Here is a 16,950-nt window from a genome sequence, read left to right on the forward strand (position 1 = left end):
GTGAGCAAGCGGGATCCGCCGATTGACAATCGCCCGGGAGCAGATATTCACTGCGCCGGTAAACGCTATCTGCGAGGAGCCATGGAAACCATTTCCGAGCCGGTTTCCGTCACGGGTGCTGCGGCCCGCGACGGCGAGTCGTTCGCGACCCTGCTGGGCCACTGGGCGCGGCTGCTGGGCGACGAGGTCGCCGTGACCCACCTGGACCACCGCGCCGGCGCGGACGGCCGAGCCGTCACGCTCACCTGGCGGCAGCTCGACGAGCGGGTCGACGCGGTCGCCGCGCGGCTGGGCGAGCTCGCCGTCGCCGGGGAGCGCGCGGCGGTGCTGGCGGGGCAGTCCGCCGACTACGTCGTGGCCTTCCTCGGCGCGATCCGGGCCGGGCTGGTCGCGGTGCCGCTGTTCACCCCCGACCTGCCCGGGCACGCGGGCCGGCTGGCCGCGACGCTCGCCGACTGCGCCCCGCGGGTCGTGCTCACCACGGCCGGGGAGATCGACGGGGTCACCGGGTTCCTCGCCGGCACCGGCCTCGAACCGGCCGTCGTCGCCGCCGACGCGCCGGCCCCGGCCGGGGCGGCGCCGCGCGACTGGCCCCGGCCGGACCCCGGCGCCCCGGCGTACCTCCAGTACACGTCGGGTTCCACCCGCTCGCCCGCCGGCGTCGTGCTGACCCACCGCAACGTGCTCGCCAACGCCCGGCAGGCGTGCGCCGCCTACGGCGCCGAGACCGGCACCACGTCGACGGTCAGCTGGCTGCCGCTGTTCCACGACATGGGCCTGATCCTCGGCATCGGCGCGCCGATGGCCGGCGGCCTGGCGTCGGTGCTGATGGACCCCGTGGCGTTCCTCGAGCGGCCGTCGCGGTGGCTGCGCGCGCTCTCGGCCAGTCCCGGCGCGATCAGCGCGGCGCCCAACTTCGCCTACGGCTACTGCGCTTCCCGCGTCACCGAGGCCGAGAAGAACTACCTGGAGCTGAGCCGGGTCGTCTCGCTCATCAACGGCAGCGAACCGGTGCTGCCGGCCACGATCGCGCAGTTCCAGGACGCCTTCGGCGAATGCGGGCTGCGGCCGGAGGTCCACCGGTCCTCCTACGGCCTGGCCGAAGCCACCGTGCTCGTTTCCGTCACCGACGCCGGGAAACCGGCGCGGCAGGTCACGTTCGACCGGGCCCGGCTCGCCGCCGGGTTCGCCGAGCCGGCCGCGTCCGGCACGACGCTCGTTTCGTGCGGCCGCCCGGCCGGGCAGCGCGTGCGGATCGCCGACCCCGTCAGCGGGCGACCGGCCGCGCCGGGCGAGGTCGGCGAGATCCGGGTCAGCGGCCCGAACGTCGGCCGCGGCTACTGGGGACGGCCCGAAGCGTCGGCGGCCACGTTCGGCCTGCCGCCGCTCGATCCGGAGACCGGCGAGGGCTGGCTCGCGACCGGCGACCTCGGGGTGGTCTTCGACGGCGAGCTGTTCGTGACCGGCCGGCTGAAGGACCTGGTCGTCGTCGACGGCCGCAACCACTACCCGCAGGACATCGAGCAGACCGTGGAAGAGCACCCGGCGGTCCGGCCGCACTCGGCCGCGGCCTTCGCGATCGACGGCGAAGAAGGCGAAGCCGCGGTCGTCGTGCTCGAACGCGCCAAGGATTCCGGCGCCGACCTCGCCGAGGCGGCGGCCGCGCTGCGGGCGGCGGTGTCGGCCGGGCACGGCCTGCGCCTGCACGACGTCGTCTTCCTGGCGCCGGGCGAAGTGCCCCGCACCTCGAGCGGCAAGATCAGCCGGGCCCGCTGCCGGAAGTCCTACCTGGACGGTGCGCTGACCGCCCGGCGGCTCGGATGACCGCGCCGGGCGCCGCCGCGATCCGCGCCTGGCTCGCCGCCCGCGTCGGCGAGGTGGACCCCGACCGGCCGCTGCAGGAGACCGGACTGTCCTCACGGGACGCGACGAGCCTCGCGGCGGACCTCGGCGGGTTCGTCGGCCGTCCGCTCTCGGTGACGCTGGTCTGGCGGTACCCGACGATCAACGCGCTCGCCGAACACCTGTCCACAGCGGAGCCGGGGCCGGCGCCCGTTCCGCTGCCGCAGCGCGAGGCGGAGGAACCGATCGCCGTCGTCGGTCTCGGCTGCCGCCTGCCGGGCGGGATCGAGTCGCCGGAGGCCTTCTGGCGGTTCCTCGACTCCGGCGGCGACGGCATCGGCGGCGTCCCGGAAGGTCGCTGGGAGACGTTCGCGGCGGCCGCGGACCTCGCCGGCCTGCCGTCGTCCGGCGGGTTCCTCGGCGACGTCGCCGGGTTCGACGCGGCGTTCTTCGGCATCACCCCACGCGAGGCCGAGGCGATGGACCCGCAACAGCGGATCCTGCTCGAGGTCGTCTGGGCGGCGCTGGAGCACGCGGGGATCCCGCCCGCGACCCTGCGCGGCAGCCGGACCGGGGTGTTCGTCGGGCTGTCGGCGACCGAGTACGGCTCGCTGACGATGACCGACGTCACCGGCGTCGACGTCTGGTCCGGCACCGGCGCCGCGGCGAGCATCGCCGCGAACCGGCTCTCCTACCTGCTCGACCTGCGCGGACCCAGTCTCACCCTCGACACGGCGTGCTCGTCGTCGCTGGTCGCGGTGCACCAGGCGGTGCAGAGCCTGCGTCGCGGCGAGAGCGAGACCGCGCTCGCCGCGGGGGTGAACGTGCTGCTGTCGCCCGGCATCACGGCCGGCTTCCACCGCGCCGGGGTGCTCGCCGCCGACGGCCGCTGCAAGCCGTTCGACGCCGGCGCCGACGGGATCGCACGCGGTGAGGGCTGCGGCGTCGTCGTGCTCAAGCCGCTGCGGGCGGCCCGCCGGGCCGGCGACCGCGTGCTGGCGGTGATCCGCGGCAGCGCGGTGAACTCCGACGGCCGGTCCAACGGCCTGACGGCCCCCAACCCGGACGCCCAGGCGGCGTTGCTGCGTGACGCCTACGCTTCCGCCGGGGTCGATCCGTCCTCTGTGGACTACGTCGAGGCGCACGGGACCGGGACGCCCTTGGGTGATCCCTTGGAGGCGGCCGCGCTCGCGACGGTGCTCGCGGCGGGGCGAGACCCCGGCCGCCCGCTGCTGCTGGGTTCGGTGAAGAGCAACCTGGGCCACCTCGAAGGCGCGGCCGGGATCACCGGGCTGGTGAAGGTCGTGCTGGCGATGACGCACCGGCGGCTGCCGCCGAGCCTGCACTTCCGGGCGCCGAACCCGCACATCGACTTCACGGGCTTGCGCGTGGTCGCGGAGGGCGAGAACTGGCCGCGCTACTCGGGCACGGCGAGGGCGGGGGTGTCGGCGTTCGGCTTCGGCGGGACGAACGCGCACGTGGTGATCGAGGAGTGGCCGGCGGCGTCGTTCCCGCCGCGAGCGGAGGCCGGGGGACCGCAGGTGTTCGCGCTCTCGGCCCGGTCGGCGGAGGTTCTGCGGGCGCGGGCGGGGGAACTGGCGGACTGGCTCGAGGGGTCGGAGGTGCCGCTGGGCGCGGTCGCGTCGACGCTGGCGCACGGGCGGGAGCATTTGCCGGTTCGCGGCGCGGTGGTCGGCGAGAGCCGGGCCGAAGTGGTCGACGGGCTGCGGGAACTGGCGGCGGGACGAGGGATCATCGGTGAAGCCGCCGGGCCGGGCCGGGTTGCGGCCGCGGGCGAGGTCCGGGACGCGGCCGCCGGTCCGGCGGTTTCCGGCGAACCGGCCGCCGGTCGCGGCGTCCGGGTCGGCGAGGTCCGTGACGCCGCCGCCGACCGGCGCGTGGCCGAGCCCAGCCCCGGCGCCGATGCAGGCGTTGTGTTCGTCTTCTCCGGTTATGGCTCGCAGTGGTCCGGTATGGGCCGCCTGTTGCTCCGGTCCGAACCCGCCTTCCGGGCCGAGGTCGAGGCGCTCGATCCCGTCTTCCGCGCCGAAGCCGGGTTCTCCCTGCGCGAAACCCTCGAGCACGAAGCTCCGGACCTGGCCACGACCCAGCTCGCCCTCTTCGGCATGCAGCTCGCGCTCGCCGCGCTGTGGCGGGCCCACGGGATCACCCCCGCGGCCGTCCTCGGGCATTCGATGGGGGAGGTCGCCGCGGCGGTGGTCGCCGGGGCGCTCGAGGCCGGCGAGGGTTTGCGCGTCATGGCCACCCGGGCGCGGCTGCTCGCCGAGCTCGACCAGCGTGGCGACGGTGCGATGGCCGTCGTGGAACTTTCCCCGGCGGAGCTCGCGAAGTTCCCCGAAGTCACCGTCGCGGTGTACGCGTCGCCGACTCAGTGCACCGTCAGCGGGGCCGCCGGTGAGGTCGATGCCCTGGTCGAGCACGCCGAAAGCCTCGGCAGGCTGGCCCGTCGGCTGCCCGTGGGCGGGGCCGGGCACTCCGCCGCCGTCGACGCCGTGCTCGGCCGGTTCCGCGCCGGCCTGACCGGGATCCGGCCCGGGAAGCCGGAAATCCCGTGCTACACCAGCGTTCTGGACGATCCGCGCGAAACCCCCGCCTTCGACGTCGAGTACTGGGCGGCGAACCTGCGCCGCCCGGTGCGGTTCAGCCAGGCGCTCGACGCCGCCGCGAAAGACGGGCACACCGTGTTCGTCGAGGTTGCGCCGCACCCGGTGGCCCTGGCCGCGATCGAACAGACCGTCGGCGAGCGGGCCCGGTGCCTGCCCTCGGCGAGCCGCCGGATCGACGAGCGCACGGCGTTCCTCACCAGCCTCGCGCGGGTGCACGTCCGCGGCGGTCACGGAGTCCTGACCGGCCGCCCCCGGACGTCGCCGGTCGAGCTGCCCGGCCCCGTCTGGCGGCACGAGCGGTTCTGGCCGCGCCGGATCACCCGCACCGGCGGCGCCCACCCGCTGCTGGGCGTCCACATCGAACACCCGGACGGCCACCTGTGGCGCGGCGACGCCGGCACCGGCGCCTTGCCGTGGCTCGCCGACCACACCGTGCGGGGAACGCCGGTGTTCCCCGCCACCGGCTTCCTCGAACTGGCGCTCGCCGCCGCGGGGACCGGGCGGATCCGCGACCTCGAACTGCGGGAAGTCCTGCCGCTGGACGAGCACACCGAAGTGACGACCAGCCTCGCCGGCACCGAGCTGAGCGTGCACGCCAAGTCCGCGCAGGGCGAGTGGGTCCGCCACGCCACGGCGCGGATCGAGACCGGCGGCACCCCGTCGGCGCCGTTCGGCGAGACCACCGGCGAGCCCCTGGACCTCTACCGCGTGCTCACCGAGCTGGGCCAGGACTACGGCCCGGCGTTCCGCGGCCTGCGCCGGGTGGTGGCGGCGGACGGCCGCGCGTCGGCGTCGATCACGCTGCCCGGAGCCGACCACCCCGCGTTCCGGCTGCACCCCGCGCTCGCCGACGCCTGCCTGCACGCGCTCGCCGCGGCCGTCGGGGACGCGGACGCGCTCTACCTGCCGCTCACGATCGGCGAGGTGGTGCTCGCCGGCGAGCCACGCCGCGGCGTGCGCGTGGATGCCGTCGTCGGTTCGGTCGATCCGTCCGGGGACGGCCTGCTCGGCAGCGTCCAGCTCGTCGACGCCGACGACGTCGTCCTGGTGGAGTTCCGCGACGTCTACTGCCGGCGGTTCCGCGACGCGGCGCTGGCGCGGCTGCTGTTCGAGGCCGCCTGGCAGCCGGCCGACCTGCCGGCCGCGCCCGAGCGGGCCCGGCGCTGGATCGTGCTGTCCGAAGAGGACCTGGGCGACGCCTTCGCCGGCGACGACCTGGTCACCGCCCGCCTCGGCGACCGGGCCGCGCTCGCGAAGCTGCTGCGTGACGGGGAAGCGTCCGGGGTGCTCGTCTTGCTGGGCGAGGCGGGCGAACCGGACCCGGCGCGGGCCGCGCGGCTGGTCGGCACGCTGTCCGGCGTGGTCGCCGAGCTGGCCGAAGTGCCGTCGGCGCCCCGGTTGTGGCTGGTCAGCTCCGGGGCGCTGAGCGTCGAACCCGGCGAGCCGGGCGACCCCGGGCTGGCCGCGCTGCGCGGGCTCGTGCGGGTGCTCGCGTTCGAACACCCCGAACTCAGGGTGAGCCACGTCGACTTCGACGCGGGCCCGGATCCGGCCCGGCTGTGGGCCGGGCAGCTGCGGGACGAGGTCCGCGCGGACGGGCCGGACGACGAGATCGCCTGGCGCGAGGGGATCCGCCACACGCGCCGCCTGGTCCGCCCGGAGCTCGGCGAACCGCTGCGCGACCCGGTCCGCGACGGCGCGTACATCCTCACGGGTGGCCTCGGCGGCCTCGGCCGGGTGGCGGCGAAGTGGCTGGCGCAGCACGGCGCGACGCGTCTGGTGTTGAACAGCCGCCACGCCGCCGACGCGGAGCTTGGTGACCTGGGGCTCGTGGCCGGTGGCATCGCCGAGCCGGACGCGGCGTGGCCGGTGCCGACCAGCCGCCACGCCGCCGACGCGGGTCTCGTGGCGGGTGACGTCGCCGAGCCCGGCGCGGCGCGGCCGGTGCCGACCCGACCGCACGCCGCCGCCGCCGACGTGGGTCTCGTGGCGGGTGACGTCGCCGAGCCTGGGGCGGCGCGGCCGGTGCCGAGCCGCCCGCACGCCGCCGCCGCTGCGAGCCTCGGCGAGCTGGGGATCGACGTCCGGGTCGTGGCCGGGGACATCGCCGAGCCCGGTACGGCCGAGGCGCTGGTCGCGGCGGCCGTCGAGGGGGGCGTGCCGCTGCGCGGGGTGCTGCACGCCGCCGGGGTGCTGGCCGACGGTGCCGCGATCACCCTCGACGCCGGCGCGCTGGACGCCGTGTGGCGGCCGAAAGCCCTGGGGGCCTGGCGGCTGCACCAGGCGACCGCCGGGCACGATCTCGACTGGTGGCTGGTCTACTCGTCGGCGGCCGCGCTGTTCGGCTCGCCCGGGCAGGCCGCCTACGCCACCGCGAACGCGTGGGCCGACGCCCTGGTCGCGTGGCGCCGCGCCCAGGGCCTCCCGGCCGCGACGATCGGGTGGGGCGCCTGGGGCGAGGTGGGCGCCGCGGCCGGGTCCCGCAACCCCGTGCTCGACCCGCTCGGCACCGAGGAGGCCCTGGCGGCCCTGGATGCCGTCCTGGCACGCGATCGCGCGTCGACCGGCGTCGCCCGCGTGAACGCCGAGACGGTGCTCGACCTCTTCCCGCGCCTGGCCGAGCGGCCGTTCTTCGGGCTCTTCACCCCACGGGCCGAACCGTCCACTTGGGACGGAATGGCGGCGTTGCGCGGCGGCTCACCGGAAGCCGCGCGGGCCGCGATGGCCGACCACCTGGCCGGGCTCGTCGGGGGACTCCTGGGCTACGCCGAGGTCGACCGGCACGTGCCGCTGACCCGGCTCGGCCTGGACTCGCTGTCCGCGATGCGCGCCCGGGGTGCGGTGGAACGCGACTTCGGGCTGCCGCTGCCCATCCCGCTGCTCCTGCGCGGCGCCAGCCTCGCGGAGCTGGCCGCGCACCTCGCCGAGCAGGCCGGGTTCGGGACGGCTGCGCCGGCCGCGCCGACGGTGACGGCCGGTCCCCGCGACCCCGCCGAGCGCTGGGTCGCCCGCCACTGGCAGGCCGAGCTGGGCGGTCCCGCACCCGGCGTGCACGACGACTTCTTCGCCGTGGGCGGCGATCCGGACCGCGCGCGGCGGCTGCGGGCGGCGTTCGCGGAGCAGCTCGGCGGCGTCCCCGCCGTGGACCGGCTGTTCGCCACGCCGACGGTCGCCGCGATGGCCGACCTGCTGCGCGCGGAGCTCGAAGGCCACGGCGGCGGCCCGGTGCGGCTGCTGCGCGACGGCGTCGGCCCGGAGCCGGTGTTCCTGTTCCACCCGGCCGGCGGGCCGTCGAGCGTGTACCGCGAGCTCGTCCGGCTGCTGCCGGAAGGGCAGCCGGTGTACGGGTTCGAACGCATCGACGACGAGGACACCGTCGAGGGCAAGGCCGCGTGCTACACCGAGCTGATCCGCGAGATCCAGCCCCACGGCCCGTACCGGCTGGGTGGCTGGTCGTTCGGCGGCTGCCTGGCGTACGAGACGGCGCGGCAGCTGACCGCGGCCGGGGAGCCGGTCGAGCTGGTCTTCCTGATCGACACGATCCTGCCGCTGCCCGCACCGGGCACGCCGGTGGGCGAGCTGCTGCTGGACCGCTTCGACCGGTTCGCCGACCACGTGTCGCGGACGTACGGCGTGCCGTTCACGGTCCCGCGCGACGAGCTCGTGCGGCTCGACGAGGACGCCCAGATCCGGTGGGTCCTGGAGAAGCTGACCGAGCGGGTGCCCGAGCTGGGCGCCGGCGTCCTGCGGCACCAGTACGAGTCCTATGTGGACGCGCGGGTCGCCGAACGCTACACGCCGGAGCGCTACGACGGGCGGGTGCTGCTGCTGCGCGCGCAGGACCCCCACCCGCTGACGACCACTTTGGACCCGCGCTACCTGCGCACCGACGACACCCTCGGCTGGGACGCGTTCTCGAGCGCGCTCGAAGTGGTGCGGGTGCCGGGCGACCACGTGTCGATGATCGACCCGCCGCACGTGGCGGTGCTCGCCGCGGCGCTGGCCGGGCGGCTGGCCACGCCGGTGGGGGAAGGAGCCCGATGACGCTCGACGACCTCACGCCGACCACGGCCTTCCGGATCGCCGACCTGGCCGCGCGCCAGGACGAAGTCGTCCGGATCGCCGAAAAGCGGGCCGTCGACCGGCAGCACGCCAAGGGCAAGCTGACCGCCCGCGAACGGATCGGGCTGCTGCTGGACCCCGGCTCCTTCGTGGAGCTCGACCAGTTCGCGCGGCACCGCTGCGCGGAGTTCGGGATGGACGCCAACCGGCCGTGGGGCGACGGCGTCGTCACCGGGCACGGCACCGTCGACGGCCGGCAGATCTGCGTCTTCTCCCAGGACTTCAGCGTCTTCGGCGGCAGCATGGGGGAGGTCTCCGGCGAAAAGGTCCTCAAGGTGATGGACCTGGCCCTGTCGCTGGGCTGCCCGGTCGTCGGGATCAACGACTCCGGCGGCGCCCGCATCCAGGAAGGCGTCGTCTCGCTGGCGTACTACGCCGAGCTCGGCCGCCGCAACGCGCACGCCTCCGGGGTCGTCCCGCAGATCTCGATGATCATGGGCCCGTGCGCCGGCGGGGCGGTCTACGCGCCCGCGATCACCGACTTCACCGTGATGGTCGACGAAACCTCGCACATGTTCGTCACCGGCCCGGACGTCGTGCGGGCCGTCACCGGCGAGCGGGTCACCGCGCAGGAACTCGGCGGCGCCGCCGTCCAGAGCGAAGTGGCCGGCAACGCCCACCACCGCGCGGCCGGCGAGCAGGACGCGATCGAATGGGTGCAGACCCTGCTCGCGTACCTGCCCTCGAACAACCTCGACCCCGCCCCGGAGTACGCCGACGACACCAGCCCGGCCCTCACCCCGGCCGACCTCGAGCTGGACCGGCTCGTGCCCGACTCGCCGAACCAGACCTACGACATGGCCGAGCTGATCGTCCGGCTCGTCGACGACGGCGAGTTCACCGAGGTGCACAGCGCCTTCGCGCCCAACATGATCTGCGCCTTCGGCCGGGTCCAGGGCCGCACGGTCGGCGTCGTGGCGAACCAGCCGCGGCACCAGGCCGGCGTGCTCGACATCGACGCGTCCGAGAAGGCCGCCCGGTTCGTGCGTTTCTGCGACGCCTTCAACATCCCGCTGCTGACCCTCGCCGACGTCCCCGGCTACCTGCCGGGCACCGGCCAGGAACGCGGCGGGATCATCCGCCGCGGCGCCAAGCTGATCTACGCCTATTCCGAGGCGACGGTGCCGAAGGTGACCGTCGTCGTGCGCAAGGCCTACGGCGGCGGCTACGCGGTGATGGGCTCCAAGCACCTCGGCGCCGACGTCTGCCTGGCCTGGCCCACCGCGGAGATCGCGGTGATGGGCGCGGAGGGCGCGGTGCAGGTGCTCTACCGGCGCGAGCTGGCCGAACTCCCGCCGGAGCGGCGGGAGGCCGCCCGCCGCCGGCTCACCGACGAGTACCGCGAGCGCCACACCGGCCCGTACCTGGCCGCCGAGCGCGGCTACGTCGACCAGGTCGTCGCGCCGTCGCAGACCCGGCTGCAGGTGGCGCGGGCCCTGCGCGCGCTGCGCACGAAACGCCAGACCCTGCCGGCGAAGAAACACGGAAACATCCCCCTCTGAGGAGCCGCTGTGAACCGGATCGCCCTGCTGGCGTTGTCCGTCGTCCTCCTGATCGCCGGTGGTGGTGTCACGGCCGCCCAGGCGAGCCCGGCGATGGCCGACGACGGCGCGAAAGTCGTCGAGGAAACCTGGCTGGACGCCCGGACCGTGGACCTGAAGATCAGCTCGCCCGCCCTGGGCACCACCGGGATGGTGCGGCTGATCGTGCCGTCCGGCTGGGCGGCGCAGCCGACGCGGACCTGGCCGGTGCTGTACCTGCTGCACGGCTGCTGCGAGCCGGTCGACTACCGCTCGTGGGACCAGTTCACCGACGTCAAGGCGTTCACCGCGGCGAAGGACGCGCTCGTCGTGATGCCGACCGACGGGCCGGCGGGGATGTACACGAAGTGGTGGAACTTCGGCCTGAAGAGCACCCCCGACTGGGAGACGTTCCACACGGCCGAAGTGCGCCAGCTGGTGGAACGCGGGTACCGCGGCGGCACGCGCCGCGCGGTCGCCGGGCTGTCGATCGGCGGGTACGGCGCGCTCGCGTACGCGTTCAAGCACCCGGGCATGTTCGGCGCGGCGGCGTCCTACAGCGGCGTGCCGAACACGCTCTACCCGGGGATCCCGGTCTGGATCGTCGGCATCCTGGCCCGCGCCGGGATCTTCAACTACCTCAACCTCTGGGGCGATTCCTTCGGGATGCAGCCGATCTGGTCCGCGAACAACCCGTACGACCACGTCGACGCCCTGCGCGGCACGGCGCTCTACATCTCCTGCGGCAACGGGCAGACCGGGCCGCTCGACCCGCCGGGGCAGTCCGACGTGCTGGAACCGTCGGCGCTGCTGTCGTCGCGCAGCTTCACGGACAAGCTGCGGGCGGCCGGCGTCCCGGCGACCGTCGACTACTACGGGCCGGGCACGCACAGCTGGCCGTACTGGCAGCGGGCCCTGCACAACTCGTGGCCGGTCCTGGCCGGCGCGCTCGGCCTCCCGGCCTGAGCGGATCCCCTTCCCTGATGGAGGTTGCGGTGAAGTCTGTCCACTGGCGACGCGTGCTGTCGGCGCTCCTGGGCGTTTCCCTGGCGGCGCTGGGGGTGCTGGCCACGAGCCCACCGGCCGGCGCGGCTCCCGTGCTGCCCGGGCCGTTCGACGACTCCTTCTACACCCCGCCGTCGCCGCTGCCGGCCGGCAAGCCCGGTGACGTCATCCGCTGGCGGCCGTCGGTGCCGCTGCTGAACGCGGCCAACGCCGACGCGTGGCAGGTCATGTACCTGTCGACCGACGCGCGGGGCCGCCCGGACGCGGTGACCGGGACCATCCTGGTGCCGAAGGGCAAGGACCCCGCCACGGCGCCGATCGTCGGGTACGCCGTCGGCACGCAGGGCCCGGCGTTCAAGTGCACGGCGTCCAAGGCGATGGAGCGGGGCACGCTCTACGACCAGCCCGCGATCAACGACACGATCTCCAGCGGCTACGCCGTCGCGGTGACCGACTACGAGGGCTACTCGCCGACGACCGTGCCCACCTACATCACCGGGCAGTCCATGGGCCCCGCCGTGATCGACTCGGTGCGGGCGGCGCAGAACCTCCCGGCCGCGCGGCTGGCGAAGTCGGCGAAGGTGATCTTCCAGGGGTACTCGCAGGGCGGCGGCGGCTCGATGTGGGCGGGGGAGAAGCAGCCCTCGTACGCGCCGGAACTCAATGTCGTCGGGGTCGTCGCGGGCGGGGTCCCGGCCGACCTGAACGAGGTCGCCAAGGGCCTCGACGGCTACATCGGCTTCGGGTTCCTCGCCTTCGCCGCGGTCGGGCTCGACGCCGCCTACCCGGACCTGAAACTGGATTCCTTCCTCAACGACACCGGCCGCCGGCAATTGGCCGACGCGAAGAAGAACGCCTGCACGGCCGAACTGCTGCTGAACTACGCGTTCAAGAAGATCGGCGACTACACCACGGCCAATCCGCTGCCGACACCGCAGTGGCAGGCGCGGCTGGCCGAGAACAAGCTGGGTTCGAACCCGCCGCGGGTGCCGGTTTTCCAGTACCACGCGAGCGTCGACGAGATCGTCAACACGCCGCAGGCGGAGACGCTGCACCGGGCGTACTGCGCGGCCGGGGTCCGCGAGCAGTGGCAGACCTACCTCGCCGACCACGCGACGGGCATCCTCGCCGGCAACGCGGACGCCCACCAGTGGATCGTGAAGCGGTTCGCCGGGGAACCGGCGCCGTCGAACTGCTGAGAACAGGTCCGTGAAGGCCCCGCTTGGTCCGGCTTTGGCCAGGAGTTCGGCGAAACGCTCGGCTGGAGTGCCCCGGCCGAGCATCGCGGCCCAGCTCGGCGGCGATGGCCCGCATTGAGCGGCCCTCGCGCGGCGGATCCGCGATCAGGATCCGTTCCGCGACCGGGAGGAAACGTCCCACCGAAGGCAGCGGCCGGGCGGAAGACCGTCGCTCTGTCTCCCGCCCGGCCGTGGCCTCGCGCCACAAGATCAAGATGGGTCTGGCGCCATCGCCCGGCTTCCTCGGACCTCGAGGCGACCGGTCGTCGCGGATCTCGAACACTGAAACCCCTGAACAGCTCAGGTGTTGCAACGACCACCGGAAGCCAAGCCCGAGTTCTTCGGCGGGGCCTTCACGAACGTGGGTCAGACCTTGCCGGCGGCGAACGCGGCCGCGTCGGCGGCGTTGCCGCCGTAGCTGAGGTGGGCCAGGATGTTCAGGCCGCCCGCCTGGCAGACCGGGTCGCCGAAGGCGCAGTAGTCCTTGGTGCGGCTCTGGTAGGTGCCGGTGACCTGACGGCCGATCGCGCGGATCGGGTTGCCGAACAACAGGATGGCCGCGATCCGCGGGGCCAGGTCCGCCGGGATGGTCGCGGCGATCGGGCCGCCGACGACGGCGCCGGCGCTGCTGATGCCGATCGAGTTGTCGACGACGTTGGCGCCCTGGGAGTAACCGACCAGGATGAACCGCTGCTGCGGGCAGGACGCGGCCTGCGACCGCACGTGGTTCACCAGGTCGGTGTTGCCGCGCTGCACCGACGCGGGCTGGATCAGGTCGGCGGGGTAGTTGACCCCGTAGCTGCTCACCGACCGCGGCCGCAGCCGGTTCTGCACGGCCTGGAAGACCGGGTCGCCGACGATGAGGCCCAGCGAGCCGGGCTCGCCCGTACCCCGGGCGACGGCCACGTCGATGTCGGTGCACGGCGCGGCCGAAGCCGCCGGCGCGGCGGCGACGCTGAGGCCGGCGATGGCGAGGCCGGCCGTGGCGATGGCGGAAAGCCAGCGGGTTTTGGGGACGCGAATCATGGCGATCAACACCTCTTTTGCGGAGAAATGGGGTCGGCAAGCGCTTTCCGTGGGGAGCGGAAATGAGTGCGTCGCTTGCGGTAACGGCAGCGTCGCAGCGGTTGCCGACCGGAGCAAGAGGGTGTTCCGGTTCGCGCCGGGAATTGTTCAGCAGGTGATAATCGGTCCGGTGTGGATGCTCAGGTGACGCACTGTCCGGCGGCCTGGGGGGCGTCGACGCGCTCCAGCAGACCCGGGTCGAGGCCGCGGAGGGCGGCCATCACGAAGCCCGTCGCCAGTTCGCCCGCCGCCATGGGGTCGAGGCCGGGGGAGTGGGACACGTGCATCGCGGCGCGGCCCACCAGACCCACCATCATCGCCGCGAGGAGATCCGCGCCCGGGCCGGACGGCCGTCCGTGGGCGAGGAGGTGCTCGCGGATCTGGGTGACCACGTGCGCGGAGATCGTGTCGGCCAGCGCGCGGCGCTCGTTCGACATCTCGTCGACGGCCGAATCGAACAGCAGCCGGAAGCTGTCCGGGTGGGCCCCGGCGTAGCTGAACATCGCCATCACGGAGAGCCGGACCCGGTCCTCCAGGGGGCGGGCGTTCGCCGTCTCGTAGGCGGCGATCACCCAGTTCTGCAACGCGGCGACCTCCCGCGTCACGGTCGCGCGGAAAAGGGCCGCTTTGTCGCCGAAATGCGCGTAGAGCGTCGGCTTGGTGGAGTCGGCGCGGTCGGCGATCAGCCCCATCGTGGCCTGCGCGAACCCCCGCTCGGCGAACACGGCGCGGGCGGCGTCGAGCAGTTCGTCGTCGGTGGGCCGGGCGGCCGGGCTGCGGCGAGTGCTGGATCGATCAGGAGAACTCTGCCCGCTCATGGAGGTGTACTGTACGGTCTCCCCTGCTTTACTGCCCGGTAAAGCGCGCTTCTCCCCGTGGAGGAAGCTGGTGCCCCGCGACAGTGCTCGACAGCGCGTCCCGGTCGCCCGGGACGCGGGCGAGGAGGTGCTCGGGAGAGCGGAGCTGGCCGCACTCATGCGGCCGGCCGTCCCGGCGCTGGTGGACTGGATCGTCCGGGAGGTGTGGCGGGCCGTGCCCGTCTACGCCCGGCCGGGCGACGGCTCGTACGGCCGCGTCACCCGGCACGGCGTCGAGTGCGCCGTCGCCCTCTTCGTGGACCTCGTCGACGATCCGCTGGCGTCGCGCGACCGGCTCTACGAGACGTGCCGCCGGCTCGGTGCCGGCGAGGCGCACGAGGGCCGGACGCTCGACGACCTCCAGGCGGCCTACCGGGTCGGCACCCGGGTGGGCTGGCGCTGGATCATGCGGCTGGGCCGGCGGCACCGGCTGTCCTCGGCCGCGATGGCCCAGCTCGCCGAGATGCTCTTCGGCTACGCGGACGACCTCGCGCGCGTGTCGATGCGCGGGTACCGCGAAGCGCGGGCGGAGATCGACGGCACGCGGGCGGGCCTGCGCCGCCGGTTGCTGCGGCTGCTCACCGGTCCCGGTGCGGTCCCGGACGCGGTGCTCGCCGAACTCGCGTCGGCGGCCGGGTGGCCGGTGCCCGCCGAAGTGGCGGCCGTGGCCGCCGAGTCCGCGGTGAGCCGCCCGTGGGGCCCCGAGGTGCTCGCCGACCTCGAGCCGCCGCAGCCGTACCTGCTGGTGCCGGCGCCGGTGGACCCGGACGGCCTGGCCCGGCTCGGCACGCGCGTCGCGGTGGGTCCTCCGACGGACCTCGCGGCGGCCGCGCATTCCCTGCGCTGGGCGCGGACGGCGCTGCGGCTGGTGGCGGACGGCGTGCTGCCGGACGCCCCGGTGACGTGGTGCGCCGACCACCTGACGACGTTGTGGCTGCTGTCGGACGACGACCTGGCGGACCAGGTCGCCCAGCGCGAACTGGCCCCGCTGGCGCAGTTCCCCGACCGCACGCGGCGCCGGCTGGGGGAGACCCTGTTGTCCTGGCTGGAGAACGGGGGCAACTCCGAGAAGATCGCGGTGGACCTTTCGGTGCACCCGCAGACGGTCCGGTACCGCGTGCGGCAGCTGAAGCAGGCGTTCGGGGAGCGCCTGGACGACCCGGACGCGCGGTTCGCGATGCAGGCCGCCCTGCGCGCCTCGGGACTGCGGTCCCGAGGCGCGTGAACGTCAGCTCTTCACGAGGGCCGCGACGGCTTCGGCCAGCGGCGTCGTCGGGCGGCCGAGCAGGCGGCGCAGGTCACCCGAAGCCGAGGACAGCTCGCCGTCGGCGATGCCGCGGTCCGCGTCGACCAGCATGGCCGCGAGCGGCTCCGGCAGGCCCGCGCCCAGCAGGATCTCCTGGTGCTTCGCGGGCGGCAGGTCCTGGTAGGACACCGGCTTGCCCGCGGCCGCGGTGATCGCGGCCGCCAGGTCGGCGTAGCTCCACGGCTCGTCACCGGCGAGCTCGTACACCCGGCCCACGTGGCCTTCGCCGGTCAGGACCTCGACCGCCGCCTCCGCGAAGTCGAGGCGCGGAACGCCGCCGAGGCGGCCCTCGCCGGCGCTGCCCACGAACGACCCGGACGCCGGCGCCTGCGCGACCGTCTGCGCGTAGTTCTCGGTGTACCAGCCGTTGCGCAGGAACGTGAACGGCACGCCCGACTCGCGGATGACCTGCTCGGTCGCCTTGTGCTCGGCGGCGAGCGACAGCCGGGTCGTGTCGGCGGCCAGGACGCTGGTGTAGGCGAGGTGGCCGGCCCCGGCCTCCCGCGCGGCCGCGACCACGGCCGAGTGCTGGGCGAGCCGCTGCCCGGGCGTGCTGCTCGAGATCAGCAGCACCTTGTCCGCGCCGGCGAACGCCGCGGCGAGGGTCGCCGGGTCGTCGTAGTCGGCGGTCCGCACCTGCACGCCGCGGGCGGCGAACCCGTCCGCCTTCCGCGGGTCGCGCACGGCCGCGACGACCTCGGCGGGCGGGACCTTCTCCAGCAGGCCCTCGACGACCAAACGGCCGAGCTGTCCGGTGGCACCGGTGACGACGATCATGCGTTCACTCCTCGCGGTTGGGCTGCTTACCGACAGAGTGTACTAACTTTGAGAAAGTGCAAACTTTTGGTGAGCATCCTCACCTGGGCGGCCCCGGCCGTCGAGGTACCGTTGACGTCATGAGCGAAGCGCGGGAGTGGGACGAGCACGGGCAGGTGCTGTTCGACGTGTTCGCGCAGGCGTGCACGTCCCGGGCGACGCTGGAGCACATCACCGGCCGCTGGGGAATCCTGGCGATGGCCGCCCTCCACGACGGCACGCTCCGGTTCAACGCGCTGCGCCGCCGGGTCAGCGGGGTCAGCGAGAAGATGCTCGCCCAGACGCTGCAGGCCCTCGAACGCGACGGCTTCGTCCACCGCGAAGCCCAGTCGACCATCCCGCCGAAGGTCGAGTACAGCCTCACCCCGCGCGGCCGGCGCACCGCCGCGCTGCTGCTGGCCCTGATCGAGGACGTCGAAGGGCAGATGCCCGAGGTCATGGCGGCCAACGCCGAGTACGACGCCGCGAAGCGGGACTGATACGGGTTCCAGTCACGGCGGGCGAGTCCCGTCGGGATCCAGCTCGGGGTGGTTCGCCACCACCTTGCCCAAA

The 16,950-nt window shown here is 74.2% G+C and carries 10 protein-coding genes; 7 read left to right on the forward strand and 3 right to left on the reverse strand.

The features are described 5' to 3' along the window. Positions 1-81: 81 nt before the first annotated feature. The 5 genes from ACH54P_RS01115 to ACH54P_RS01135 are packed head-to-tail and all read left to right on the forward strand — an operon-like array spanning position 82 to position 12,315. A complete protein-coding gene (locus tag ACH54P_RS01115; RefSeq protein WP_489910406.1) occupies positions 82-1,824 on the forward strand; it encodes a fatty acyl-AMP ligase in 1,743 nt (580 codons plus the stop codon). After that, the gene (locus ACH54P_RS01120; protein ID WP_489910407.1) at positions 1,821-8,513 is read left to right on the forward strand and encodes a beta-ketoacyl synthase N-terminal-like domain-containing protein; all 6,693 of its coding nucleotides are present in this window, start codon (positions 1,821-1,823) and stop codon (positions 8,511-8,513) included. Before ACH54P_RS01115 ends, ACH54P_RS01120 begins: the two co-directional genes overlap by 4 nt. Continuing rightward, entirely contained in the window at positions 8,510-10,093 is a 1,584-nt protein-coding gene (locus ACH54P_RS01125; protein WP_489910408.1) for an acyl-CoA carboxylase subunit beta, read from the forward strand. The genes ACH54P_RS01120 and ACH54P_RS01125 overlap by 4 nt, the downstream gene beginning before the upstream one ends. A gap of 9 nt (positions 10,094-10,102) precedes the next feature. Then, positions 10,103-11,077 carry an alpha/beta hydrolase gene (locus tag ACH54P_RS01130; RefSeq protein ID WP_489910409.1) on the forward strand — a complete coding sequence of 325 codons (975 nt, stop codon included), beginning with the start codon at positions 10,103-10,105 and terminating at the stop codon, positions 11,075-11,077. A 29-nt stretch (positions 11,078-11,106) separates the two neighbouring features. Further along, positions 11,107-12,315: a lipase family protein gene (locus ACH54P_RS01135; RefSeq protein WP_489910410.1), complete on the forward strand. Its 1,209-nt coding sequence runs from the start codon at positions 11,107-11,109 to the stop codon at positions 12,313-12,315. 405 nt (positions 12,316-12,720) lie between these two features. Here the strand turns inward: ACH54P_RS01135 and ACH54P_RS01140 are convergent, their stop codons facing one another. Both ACH54P_RS01140 and ACH54P_RS01145 read right to left on the reverse strand, forming a co-directional pair. After that, positions 12,721-13,380 carry a cutinase family protein gene (locus tag ACH54P_RS01140; RefSeq protein WP_489910411.1) on the reverse strand — a complete coding sequence of 220 codons (660 nt, stop codon included), beginning with the start codon at positions 13,378-13,380 and terminating at the stop codon, positions 12,721-12,723. Between the two features lie 179 nt (positions 13,381-13,559). Further along, positions 13,560-14,237 (reverse strand): TetR/AcrR family transcriptional regulator, encoded by a 678-nt coding sequence (locus ACH54P_RS01145; protein ID WP_489910412.1) that lies wholly within the window; start codon positions 14,235-14,237, stop codon positions 13,560-13,562. A 70-nt stretch (positions 14,238-14,307) separates the two neighbouring features. Between ACH54P_RS01145 and ACH54P_RS01150 the strand changes: the two genes are divergently transcribed. Then, complete coding sequence (locus tag ACH54P_RS01150; protein ID WP_489910413.1) at positions 14,308-15,501, forward strand: PucR family transcriptional regulator; 1,194 nt, start codon at positions 14,308-14,310, stop codon at positions 15,499-15,501. 3 nt (positions 15,502-15,504) lie between these two features. Here ACH54P_RS01150 and ACH54P_RS01155 read toward each other — a convergent pair whose 3' ends face one another. After that, positions 15,505-16,359, reverse strand: a complete 855-nt coding sequence (locus ACH54P_RS01155) for an SDR family oxidoreductase (protein WP_489910414.1) — start codon at positions 16,357-16,359, stop codon at positions 15,505-15,507. 119 nt (positions 16,360-16,478) lie between these two features. On the opposite strand from ACH54P_RS01155, the gene ACH54P_RS01160 reads away from it, so the two are divergent. Further along, positions 16,479-16,877, forward strand: coding sequence for a winged helix-turn-helix transcriptional regulator (locus ACH54P_RS01160; protein ID WP_489910415.1), 399 nt, complete (start codon positions 16,479-16,481; stop codon positions 16,875-16,877). The last annotated feature ends 73 nt before the right edge of the window (positions 16,878-16,950 follow it).

Source organism: Amycolatopsis sp. N2S4-7, from assembly GCF_058119595.1.

What these genes read in the sequence shown, in the direction of transcription:
- ACH54P_RS01115 (WP_489910406.1), top strand. Translation starts at nt 82, where the DNA reads ATGGAAACCATTTCCGAGCCGGTTTCCGTCACGGGTGCTGCGGCCCGC.
- ACH54P_RS01120 (WP_489910407.1), top strand. Translation starts at nt 1,821, where the DNA reads ATGACCGCGCCGGGCGCCGCCGCGATCCGCGCCTGGCTCGCCGCCCGC.
- ACH54P_RS01125 (WP_489910408.1), top strand. Translation starts at nt 8,510, where the DNA reads ATGACGCTCGACGACCTCACGCCGACCACGGCCTTCCGGATCGCCGAC.
- ACH54P_RS01140 (WP_489910411.1), bottom strand. Translation starts at nt 13,380, where the DNA reads ATGATTCGCGTCCCCAAAACCCGCTGGCTTTCCGCCATCGCCACGGCC.
- ACH54P_RS01145 (WP_489910412.1), bottom strand. Translation starts at nt 14,237, where the DNA reads ATGAGCGGGCAGAGTTCTCCTGATCGATCCAGCACTCGCCGCAGCCCG.
- ACH54P_RS01155 (WP_489910414.1), bottom strand. Translation starts at nt 16,359, where the DNA reads ATGATCGTCGTCACCGGTGCCACCGGACAGCTCGGCCGTTTGGTCGTC.
- ACH54P_RS01160 (WP_489910415.1), top strand. Translation starts at nt 16,479, where the DNA reads ATGAGCGAAGCGCGGGAGTGGGACGAGCACGGGCAGGTGCTGTTCGAC.